Raw genomic sequence first — 11,889 nt, forward strand, 5'->3', positions numbered from 1 at the left:
AAAGTTATGCTGCGGGAGGAGCATTAGAACGAGAAATCTCCTCCTCTTGTCCTGCCTGCTGTTCTTTTAACCGCTCTTTAATAGAGGCTTGGGTATCTTTTAAAGTTAGTTTTTGCGTCTCCAATGTTGAGTTTTTTTCCACCTTAGAACCAACTACTTCCTCATCAACCAAATCAAAATGGTCCCGAGAATCAAAAAACTCCTCATCCTCTCCAAACTCATTGTCAACAGCCACTGTTGGCGTTTCCTTAATTCGAGTAATTTCTTCTTTGACAGTCGTTAACAGTGCCCGAGCCTTAATTTCTTCTTTTTGTGCATTTTCTAACGCTGCTTTAGCTTGATCACAAGCGGACTGCGTAAGCTCTCCTATTTTGACGCCAGACTTTTCAACTGCTTTAACTGCTTGGGACACCTGTTCATAGAGCTCAGCCGCTGCTCTTGTGGCCTCTTCCATCCCTCTGATTTTTAGAGTCAGCGTCTCATCCAAATCCTCCAAGGCAAAGTCTATGTCATCATCTTCATACTCACCCGACTTTAGTCCATCCATCAAATCTGAAAATTTTTGTTGGAGACTCTCTACATATTTTGCAGCTTTTGTTGCCTTTCCTAGATGCTCCTCCATTTTTGCAGTATGTCCAGCGATAGCCTCAATATCCTTTTGAGCTCTTGCTGTTTGTAAAGTTATTAAAAACTCTCGTGCATCGCGTTCTAATGCCTGGGCCTCCTGCAAGGCTTCCTTGACTGCTTCGCTTTCCTTTTGCATTTCAGGATTCGTTTTAGCCAATTCACTGACAGTTTGATCGAGCGCTACCAATTTGCGCGTGGCTGCACCTAGGTAGTTCTCCACCTCATCGGCAACTTCTTCAATCATCAGATCGAGGGCTTCATAGTCTATTTTACGCATTGCATCGAATTTCTCTTGCTCGCGCTCTATTCTTTCAACAGAACTGTTTGCTTTTTCAAGTTGAGTTTCTGCTTTTTGGACATAGCCAATTTCTGCAATGACTTCATCGATGGACTCTAGTACGTCTCGAGCAGTCTTTTCTACTTTTTGAGCATTCTCCAAGGCTTGTTTGGCTTTAGCAATAAGAGTCTCGGTAGTCTTTTGTGGTTGGACACCAGACTCATCCTTTTCGATTGCTTGAGAAGCTTTTTTCAAAGATTCTTCGGCCAAGCGCGTGGCGTTTTCCATCACAACAAGCGCCTTACGCAAATTATCAGCACTCTCCTGTAGGTCCTCATAGTCTAAGCCATTAATCAATTCTTCTCTGTCTTCACTGTCTTCCAGATCTTCAAGGATCTCTGCAAGTACTCTCTGATCACCCCATGTTTCTCGATCACCCAATAGTTTTTTTGAAGCTTGTGCGGCTTGTTCCAGGTGCTCATGGGCTTTTGCAGTATGCCCAACAACAGTCTCGTGAGTAATTCGAGCTAGTTCTGTCTCTAGAGTCTTTAAAAACTGTTGAGACTCAGTGACTACTTCTTTTGCAGACTCCCACGCTTTCTTCGCTTGATTGCTAGCTGCCAGGGTAGGCCCTGTAATTGCAGTCAGAGTAGAAAGATGACCCACCTCGCCAGCTTTGCCAGCTTCTTCGTATGAGCTTCGATATTGCCCTTCCACTACTTTAGCAACTCTAGTCATATCGTCAATTGTCTGAAGCACTTTGGCAGCCATCTCCTTCAATCCAGCCTTATTATTTTTTAACTGGCCATCCGTAGAAAATTTTTCCCGTTCTACCTGTATGCCAGTTGCAAGTTGTTTTACTACCCCTAGTTGTCTATCGGCTTCTTTCGCATAATTTTTGGCTTTTACTTCATGCTCACTTTTTTCAGGTTGCATTCTAACCTCTGCCTTATGAATGAGCTCCACATCCTCCATTGCCTTATTGATCTTGCCAAATGCTGCCTTGTAACTCTCCAACTCCTCATTAACTGGATTCACTGTTCCTTTCCATCTGACATCACCATCAGAGGATATTGCGAGCGCTTGTTGGGCAGTTCCCAGTTGTGCTTTAATTTGCTCACCCATTTCCTTTATTTTATTGGCTCGCGCTTGCATTTCCTCATAAGCTTTGACATCTGCGTCATAAGAGGATTGTCTCGTGTAGTCTTTGGGATTAGGCTTAGTAGCACTAAACCCAACTTTTTCCTTAGCTGCAATTTGCTCCTTAACCAATTGATGAAACGTGTCTAAGTCTGCCTTTAATGTAGACAGAAGTTCCATTTCGTCCACCACGGTTTCTACCTTTGGATGTTTTCGAACCAAATCGCGCGCTTCTGCCACAGTATCGACAATCGGTTTAACGCCGGAAGTAAAGATACCGGTTACTTTGTTATAGATAGTATCCGTAACGACTGCTTTTACTAAGCCAATGCCGAAACATTTCAGATAATTCAAACCTGTTAAAAGTGTTTTTTGGAAAGGTGAAATGTCTGTTCTTGCTTTAATAGCCTCAAATTCATTATCACGAGCCCTGACTTCCCGGACTGTGTTGAAAGCTACTTTTGCGACTACAATAGCCCCAAGGATTGCTGCACCAATGGGTGAACCAAGTCCTACAGCAGTCAAAGCACCCAGACCGAGGCCTCCTGCAGTAATAGCAACTCCCACAAAGGCCCAAAAAATGATTGGCGTTGCCAGATTACCAATCGTTTTAAGTACTCTCATTGAGGGGCCGACTTTAACCGATTTATCCAGTTCAGCCGCTATGGCAGTCCTTCCAGCGAGCTTAGGCTCGTTTTCGCGACTTTCAGGTATTAACCGTTCTTTGCGATCCTTGATATTAGTCTCAATTAATTGTGATGTTGCGGTCAATTCCTTGCTTAATTCCTCAAACTTGGCTTTCGCAAGCACCTTCGTTGCATCCTGAAGTTCTACTGCGCGTGCTTTTGTGCGTGGTTCGTCAGGAGTAGAAGGGTTAATAGCATCTGCTTTTTCTAACTTTTCTAACACAGAGCCTAGCGTAGACATTGCCTTTTGTTGTAATTGTCTTGCTTGTTCTTCCGTTACTTCTTTGGAAGCATTCATTTGCATCATCATGAGTCGGTTATAAACACACATGCCGACCAGAGCAGTTTCGTCAGGGGAGTTAAAATCGACATTCTGCATTAAAAATTCCAACTCTCTTTCCAACTCCGCTTCTTGTGAAGTAGGTGGCATTTGTTCTTTTAACTTGTTATCAACACGCTCAAACTCGTCGCTTATTTTCTTAAGAAAGTCTTCGTGCTCGGACTCAGGTTTACCTTTCAGTGATTCACTGAATAAATATTTAGCACATTGAATCTTATCCAATGCAGGGTTATTCTTTTTGATAGCCCGATATTGCAAGTAAAACCCTGAAAATGCCTCACGCTCGTTTGCTTTAAGCGTTGACCGCTCAGAGGGATCTTTAGAGATATAGTCAAAGGCTTTTTGTTCCAGAATTTTTTGCACTTCGATGTTTAAATAGGGGCAGAGAACGTTTTTCAGCTTCTCAGCAGCCACGCCTGTTAAATAATTCTTTGCAGAATCGACTACTCCACCAACTGTGGAAAAAACAGATTGTAACGCTTTAGGGAAAAGTTTCTCTTGTACCTCTGGGCGAGCTAACACCCCTATCGCAACATCAGCAATAAGAGCCTGGGGCATAACATAAGCCAGTGGCATACTTAATGCGTAGTATTGAGCCATACCTGGAATAAAACCAGTTACAGTATTTAAAGCGCCTCCAATTCCCCTTTTTACAGTTTCTTCATTAGCCAATTGATTGCTTGTTAAAGGATTGCTCAATTGCGTCATTAATTCTGGCGGAGGTGGTGTATCTTTAAACGTTTTCTCGTATTTAACCTTCGCTTGTACAATGCCGTCTAAATGCTCATTCTTACTCATTGCGTAAGCCAGGATTTTTTCAGGCATGGAAGCGGATAACATGCCGCTTTTTGGCAAGACTGTTTCCCACGCAAGGGATATCAATTGTTTCGATAAGGCCTGGGCACTGAGGACATCTGACATATCAATTTCGCCACCCGCTAATTTCCTTATTTCCTCTGCCAGATCATCATCCTTTTTAATATCTGTCATGAGTTTGGTGACCGCTTTATTTAATGCCTCGAGATAGTTAATTTTTGCATCACATAAGCTTTTGAGGGGATCATTCGGACTCAAATCGCGCAGACCTTTACAGGCAGCTAACTGTTTTTCCAGGCTCTGAGAAATATTCCCGAAAACAGGATGTACAGATTCCAATGTAGCCTGGTAGCTTTGTCGTGATTCCTCTTTAGGGGTAAAGCCCTTAGGCGGTTTGGGCGCTTCTGGGGGAGGGAAAGAATCCGCTAGCTCCGCCATCCATAGAAGATTAAGGCTTCCATCATTTTCATCTCTATATTTTTCTAACTCTACCACATCATCAGAATTTAAAAGTTGCCCACCCTTTAGCTTGCTATAAATGTCTCTTAATTTTACATGGCTTGGGATTTCATAAAAGGCTTTCTTAGCCTGCTCATCTAACCCTTTTGACTGGTCATAGAGAGCATCAAGCTCCTTTTCAAGTTTCGGCATTAGTTGTTTTTGCTGGTTATGCAATGCAGCCCTATCCAGTGCAGGACGGACATAGAATTTTTGGAAAGCTTGCACTTTAGGATCGTCTGATTTAACAGCCATAGCCGCTGCTAATTCATTAAAATTAGCCATGCTCTTTTCAGAACGCTTAATCTCAGCCTCCAATTTTTTTACTCTTTGGATCATATAATTTGCTTTATCGCCTTTTTCACTGTCTTCGGCACCGGCAAATGACTTGAGTTGCGTATCTAATCGTGTACTTAACGTTTCTGGATTAATCCCATCTTTAAAAGCTACATAGCTCTCATAGCTTGATTTAACCTGAACCTCTGGCCTTGCCATATAAGCATCAAAGAACTCTTTTTCCAATGCCGGGCAACCACTGGCTTTTACTAAAGCGTGAATATTAAAGAAATCTTCCGCAACACCAGGACTGGTACTTGGCTGTATACGAGCCCAAAACTCACCCTCATCGCTAAATTTTTCCTTCACAGGCGCAGAGACCAGGGAAGTCAGTCCACCCCAAAGTCTACTCACCATAGAAGTGTGAGTTTGTTTAGCGACATAGGGAGTATAATGGGATGGTAGTAGATATAATGCCCAGGAAGCCACTTTTCCTGCTGTAGGACCCACTGCACGATAGAGTGAAGCAGTTGCATCAAGCATTGCATCAGCCGTGTTTCTAACTGACTCTGACGAGTTATTTTTAATAAGTGAGCCTAAACCTGTCGCCAACCCGCCTACTACCTCGCCAGTAACGGATACTATTGCACTGCCAACAGCGACTGCATCGCCCGCGTATTTTACATAATCAACAAATCCTGGCAGACGATCTCTAATTTCCTTGGGAATAGTTCCTATTGCAACACCAGCCTCTTCAACTCCATTTAGAAATTGTACCCAATCATTACCATCCCAAGTGGAAAATTGTCCTAATGCAGCTCCCGCATTACCTGCTGCCTGAGATAGTTCCTGCATAGGTTTGTATAGCGAGTTGACACAAAGCGTAGTTAAAGAGGGAAATTCAACACCCATTGCACTGAACATTGCTTTACGTGCATTGGACTGTTCAATACGTGCCTTTTCCCGTGCTTCTCGTGCCCCTGTCTGTTCTGGCGTTTCGTCTTTTGCTGCTTCTTCTGCTTTTTCCAGGAAAAATTCCGATTTTTGTTTTTCCAGTTTTTTGCCCTGATCCAAAATTTCATTAACTACAGGCAACAAATCCTCGATACTTTCCAGAGTAACAGAATCAACTGGCAAATCAGGGATAGTCATTTTTGCTATTACTTTGACAGTTTGAACCAGCTTTTCTGCTGTCCAACTGCCTTCCTGGCTTTTTTGTACAGTATCTAATAAGGCACTAATGACTTGTGCATTTTGTCGTGGGGTATAATTTTTACCGCTATTCTGTTGCAGTGCACCAACCAATTTCTCAGCAGCAAACGGAAGGTGAGCGACAGCATCAAGATAAGAAATGTTGTTATCTAATAAACTTTGATAGCTTAATAATTCGTCATTTTTAGGATCATCTTCATCCAGTTTTCCGAGTATTGAATCATGCAGCGCGGCAGCAGCAGTTCTTTCCTTATATAAGGCAGGGAAAAAATAGTCATTAACAAGACGCTCCGCAGTAGAGCGTTTATCCTTGGGAATAGCTCGCTGTTGCTCAATACCAGACACCACACGCGACACAACCGTTGCAATTCTCTCATCGATTGCTTTTAACTTCTCTGCCCTGACTTCGTCTTCGACTTCGATCTCATCGGCATCAAAGCCTATCTTAATAGCATCCTCCAACAACTTATCCAATTCCTGGGCATTCATGAAGGTATCGCGATTAACAGCAATCACGATTTCTGTAGTAGCCTTATCATCACTCCCCAATCTGCTGTAACATAGTTGTCCGATATAATGTTTTAGACTTTCAATATCTATTATTGGATCTGCCATAGCTAAATACCAAAATGTTTATTTATAGTTCAATTATAGAATAATTATCCTTATGGTTTGATTAACAGATGGGCATAGAGACAAAAATATAGAAATAATCCGAATAATTGTTTAAAAACAAGCAAATAGGCAAATAATAAATCAACTAAAACATTCAATTAATCCCCAAACTTAGTGAATTTAAGTAAATTGCGGCGATGATTTATTGACTACCGCTATCAAGCGCAAACAATAGTCGCCAGAGCTAGCAAGAAAACTATTTGATATTTTTTGAAATAAACTTAACGAGGGAGTGCGGTAATACTCTCTACCTGCACGGGGATTGTTTCGCAGTCCATCCTACAAGGTTTAACCTCGTTTAAAGAGTTGCATGGGATTATCAGGTGTCAAACAAGCGCGCAACATATCAGCCATACCATCCAATTTCTGCTTAGCTACCTGATTAGACGCTGTAGGGCTCGCCTCATTCATGGTATTAGTCGTGTTCTGCAAAGTTTCCAAAGGCGCTACAACAGTTTCCTGCACGACCGCCTGGTTCTTTTTTCCTAACAGAGCTGTAATAGTTTGGTAGTTACTCATTATCTATATACAAAGATGGATTTGAGACAAGACCTTACTTTAACAACTATTTATTAACATAATATTAAGAAAACAAAATATAAACACTACAAACTTGTCTTATCCCCAAAAAAGAAAATCTGTTCACACTGATTGGCTCAAGCAAGGCAGTGGAAATACGCCTTCCTGCAAAAACGGGAAACCATTCATTCAACCGCTTCTTCAGATGGTTTCCCATCTGCACGGAATGACAATAAATAATTGACGCTCCCTGCCGGTGGCAGACCAACCACGCTTGATCAACTACTCAATAAAAATTATTATTTTTTATCTTGACATAAAGCACGTTAAACGACAAAATCACGGCCTCTTGTGGCTATGTAGCTCAGCCGGTTAGAGCGCGGCACTCATAATGCTGAGGTCGGTGGTTCGAGTCCACCCATAGCCACCATCCTGATTCAGATCTATCCAAATCACCAAATTTCTTAACGATAATTCATTTGCTTGCAAAAAGTTCACCGTATTCCGAGCAGAGAGGCTACAAACACATTCCAGAATTGCGGAAAACGCTATTGTATCTTTCTAAATTTAGTTATGATGAGAATACTAATTATTCTATGGTTGTTTGATGCGAAAAATTGCGTTTTACGTGGTGGTTTTATGCTATTTAACCCTTGCTCATGCCGCTGACGTCAATATTAGAAAAGTTACCTATGAAGGCAACCCAGCCTATATGCTTGATGTGGGAGCTTTCACGCATGAAAATAACGCTCTTCAGCTCAAATTTAAACTTGCATCCTTAACAAAGCAGCCCGTTAGAATTGATTTATCACCTGATAAAAAATTTTACTTTGTTAAAGTTGGCCCACTCACCGATTATGATCTTGTACAAACTATTCAAAAACAAATACTTGCAGAGACACCCCTGCCAAAAGTTAACAGCCTTCCTCAACAACAAACCAGCTTATTGCCTGTAGCAACGCCAGTAGCTGCCAAAAAAAGCGACGCGGATGAAATTGAAGAAATTGCACCGGAAGAAAAACCTCAATCTTCGCGTAATACAAAGCAAAAACTATGGAATCTGCGAAACGCAGATATTCGTGCTGTCATTGCTGAAGTATCACGAGTTACAGGTAAGAATTTTGTGATCGATCCTCGCGTGCAAGGCAAAATATCCATTGTTTCCAGTACAGCAATGTCCGATAAAGAGTTATATCAGGTATTTCTGTCTATCTTGCAGGTTTCCGGGTATGCAGCTATACCAAGCGGAGATGTGATCAAAATTATCCCCAATATCGATGCCAAGACTCAATCACCAGATTTACTGAGCCAAATGCGTAATCCACCCCGTGGCGATGATATGATGGTAGAGGTTATACCGGTTCATTATGTTCCTGCTGAACAGCTTGTCCCTGTGCTTCGCCCTCTAATGCCGCAGTGGAGCAGTGTATCAGCCTATGCCCCCTCTAATATGTTGATTTTATCCGGGCGAGCCAGCAACATTAAACAACTATCCCATATTATCAAGCAGGTAGATAGCTCCTCATCTAATGGCATCGATATAGTGCCTTTAAGACATGCACTGGCCATGGATGTAGCCAATACTTTAAAAGATATTGTAAAAACACAACCAGGCAGCGGTCATAGCCAAACCATGTTAGCAGCCGACGATCGTTCCAATGCCATTTTGCTCAGTGGTAGTAAAACGGAGCGCATAAGACTACGCTTGTTGATTGCAAAATTAGATCGACAGAGCCCCAATGGTACCAATAGTAATACTCAGGTCGTATATCTGCATTATTTACGCGCAGAAGATTTAGTCCCTATTTTGGCAGGCATTGCACAAGCTAATTTTAGTGGTAATGTTGGTACTACCATCGGGACAATTACCAGACCAGAACTTGATAGCACTAATCCAGCTTCAAATCTCGTGAATAACTCTTCGAGCGGCAATCAAAGCAGCATGTCTGCTGCCAGCTCTCAAACATCCTACGGTAGTAGTAATCCAGCTGCAAGTCCTAATACAAGCGGCGCAAGCACCCAAAATGAAGGAACAACCAAACCGACCGTGCAAATCATTGCGGAGCCCAATACCAATTCTATAATTATCAATGCTCCGGCAAGTCTTATTCGAATTTTAAAATCAGTTATCAGTCAATTGGATATTCGTCCTGCCCAGCTATTAATTGAAGCACTGGTTGCGGAAGTTGATGAAAGTGATATCAATAACCTGGGTATAGAATGGGGCTCTGACCAGCAGACGGGTAAACCAAGTGATTTTAGGCCAGGTTTTGCCATTATCAATTCAAAAACATCCATTGATGATTTTCAAGCGCAAATTTATGCACTGGCCCAACAACGCAAGGCAAATATTCTATCCACGCCGTCTGTTGTCGTCTTGGATAACAGGCAAGCTAAAATTCTGGTAGGTAAACAGGTGTCCGTGGCCACCACCACTTATCCTAATAACGCAGGGGGAACTACCACAGCAAGTCCTTATGTGACCTTTGATCGAGTTAATGTCGCCTTGCATTTGTATGTCAGACCACAGATTACTCGCGGGAGTGGTATTCAATTACAAATCGATCAGGGTAACGATACCCTTGATCCAGCCAGTACAACAAATACTGATAACCCTACTTTTAAAATTTCCAGTATCGTCACATCGGTACATGTGGAAAGTGGTGACATTGTTGTTCTTGGAGGATTGACCCAGGACAGTTTAGGCAAGGATGATAACCGTATTCCTATTATTGGGGACATACCCGGTCTTGGGCGCCTTTTCCAACACAATATCCGTAACCGTGAAAAACGAGTATTGATGGTCTTCATTAAACCGATTATTTTAAGAAGCGAAAATGATGCCGTACACATCTCTGGTAACAAGTATAATAATATACGCCAATATCAATTAGACTGGTTACGTAAAGAAGACTATAACGAGACCGATGATCAAATATTATTGCCACCTCTAAATCAGCCAGCAACGTTGCCGCGCCCCTTTGCTCCTCTACCTAGAGAAACCGTAGTAATAGGTAATGGTCATGGAAAAAAATAGAGACAAACCCAAACGACTGCCCTATCTTTTTGCCAAAAATCAAGGCGTTATCGCCACTATGGAAGAGGGAGGCAACATTCTGGTTTATCATTTAGCCACTCCTTCCTTACAGATTCTGGCTGAAATTAAGCGACTTTTAGGGGGCAAACTAATCCTTAAAGAAGTTAATGAATCTGAATTTCAACAACAGCTGGCTCATATATATCAATCACAAGGCTCTATTCTTGATGCAGCGGAAGGCATGGAAGAAGAAATGGACCTCTCGCTCCTTGCTGGTCAATTGCCTATTAGTGAAGACCTGCTTGATAATCAGGATGACGCCCCTATAATTCGTTTACTCAACGCCCTATTTACCCAAGCCATCAAACAAAAAGCCTCTGATATTCACATTGAAACCTATGAGAATCGTGTCCTGGTCCGCAATCGTATCGATGGAGTACTGCACGAAGTATTAGAAATCCAGCGTGCTATTGCCCCCTTGGTCATATCAAGGGTTAAGGTTATGGCAAAGTTAGACATTGCCGAAAAGCGCATTCCGCAGGATGGTCGTATTGCACTGCGTATTGGAGGCCACAATATTGATGTTCGGGTCTCCACTCTTCCTTCCAATCACGGTGAACGCATCGTTTTGCGGATTTTAGATAAGCAAACTGCGCAATTGGATTTAAGTCTTTTAGGGATGCCCAAAACGACTATGGCTGCCATGCGGAAGATGATTGCACAGCCGCATGGCATTATCTTAGTAACCGGCCCTACCGGTTCCGGGAAAACCACTTCACTCTATGCGATGTTAACGGAACTTAACCAGGTAAGCCGCAATATCTTAACAATTGAAGATCCAATTGAATATGATTTGCCCGGTGTAGGACAAACCCAGGTGAATACCAAGGTGCAAATGACTTTTGCTAAAGGCTTACGTGCTATCTTGCGCCAAGATCCTGATGTCGTCATGATTGGGGAAATCCGTGATCTTGAAACCGCTGAAATCGCTGTTCAGGCAAGCTTAACCGGCCATTTAGTTCTATCTACCTTGCATACTAACTCGGCCTTAGGAGCCTTGACTCGTTTGCATGATATGGGTGTGGAATCATTTTTGTTATCATCAAGTATTGTGGGTTTGATTGCCCAACGCTTAGTCAGAAAGCTATGCCAACATTGCAAAATCCCCCACAATTTGAGAGACGATGAGCTGGAATTGATGGGCATTAAAGCGGGAACCGATACCTCAAAAGTTTGCGAGCCACTGGGTTGTGAGCATTGTAATCAATTGGGTTACCGTGGTCGGACAGGTATTTATGAATTAATCACTATCGATGAGATCTTACGCGGAATGATTCATCGCAATGAAAATCTGCAAATCATTGATGACTATCTTCGCCCTGCTACCCCCACCATAAGAGAAGATGGATTCAAACGAGTACTGGCCGGTGACACTTCACTGGCAGAAATCTTACGTGTAACCAGCCAACATTAAAAGATTTCTTTCAAACCTCTACTGCATTGCAGCATTACTTCGTCAATACAGTGCTCGAATCTTCGTGTAAACTCCGCTCTACGCGCCCTATCTCCTCGCCCTTCACTCTGGTCATACGGCAGCAAATTTTGAAAGAAGTCTATTAGGATAAGCGCACTCCCTCTGAAGAGAAATCTTGTTCTGCCTGCTCCGTATTCAGATAAAGTTGAAAAACAGGTGATTTATCGTATTCGTTCGGGCAAATACACCTACCTGAGAAATTTAAATTTTCTAAACTAAGCTTTCTCAAACGAGGAGCTGGAAATGAAATCA

General features: G+C 42.4%; 4 protein-coding genes and 1 tRNA gene. 3 read left to right on the forward strand and 2 right to left on the reverse strand.

All coding sequences use genetic code 11. The annotated features are described in order from the left end of the window. Positions 1 to 4 precede the first annotated feature (4 nt). Both Lfee_RS15110 and Lfee_RS15115 read right to left on the reverse strand, forming a co-directional pair. Entirely contained in the window at positions 5 to 6,487 is a 6,483-nt protein-coding gene (locus Lfee_RS15110) for a hypothetical protein (RefSeq protein ID WP_058447806.1), read from the reverse strand. 348 nt (positions 6,488 to 6,835) lie between these two features. Beyond that, complete coding sequence (locus tag Lfee_RS15115) at positions 6,836 to 7,066, reverse strand: hypothetical protein (RefSeq protein ID WP_058447807.1); 231 nt, start codon at positions 7,064 to 7,066, stop codon at positions 6,836 to 6,838. Positions 7,067 to 7,419: 353 nt separating this feature from the next. Between Lfee_RS15115 and Lfee_RS15120 the strand changes: the two genes are divergently transcribed. From Lfee_RS15120 to lspE, 3 genes are all read left to right on the forward strand, one after another. Beyond that, positions 7,420 to 7,496 (forward strand) — tRNA-Met (locus Lfee_RS15120). A 177-nt stretch (positions 7,497 to 7,673) separates the two neighbouring features. After that, positions 7,674 to 10,103: a GspD family T2SS secretin variant LspD gene (lspD, locus tag Lfee_RS15125; protein ID WP_058447808.1), complete on the forward strand. Its 2,430-nt coding sequence runs from the start codon at positions 7,674 to 7,676 to the stop codon at positions 10,101 to 10,103. Beyond that, on the forward strand, positions 10,090 to 11,577 hold the full coding sequence (lspE, locus tag Lfee_RS15130) for a GspE family T2SS ATPase variant LspE (RefSeq protein WP_058447809.1): 1,488 nt from the start codon (positions 10,090 to 10,092) through the stop codon (positions 11,575 to 11,577). The genes lspD and lspE overlap by 14 nt, the downstream gene beginning before the upstream one ends. Positions 11,578 to 11,889 lie beyond the last annotated feature (312 nt).

This window comes from Legionella feeleii (assembly GCF_001467625.1).
Classification (GTDB): Bacteria; Pseudomonadota; Gammaproteobacteria; order Legionellales; family Legionellaceae; genus Tatlockia; species Tatlockia feeleii.

Excerpts from the sequence above, each read along its gene's own strand:
- Lfee_RS15110 (WP_058447806.1), bottom strand. The coding sequence starts at position 6,487 with ATGGCAGATCCAATAATAGATATTGAAAGTCTAAAACATTATATCGGA.
- Lfee_RS15115 (WP_058447807.1), bottom strand. The coding sequence starts at position 7,066 with ATGAGTAACTACCAAACTATTACAGCTCTGTTAGGAAAAAAGAACCAG.
- lspD (WP_058447808.1), top strand. The coding sequence starts at position 7,674 with ATGCGAAAAATTGCGTTTTACGTGGTGGTTTTATGCTATTTAACCCTT.
- lspE (WP_058447809.1), top strand. The coding sequence starts at position 10,090 with ATGGAAAAAAATAGAGACAAACCCAAACGACTGCCCTATCTTTTTGCC.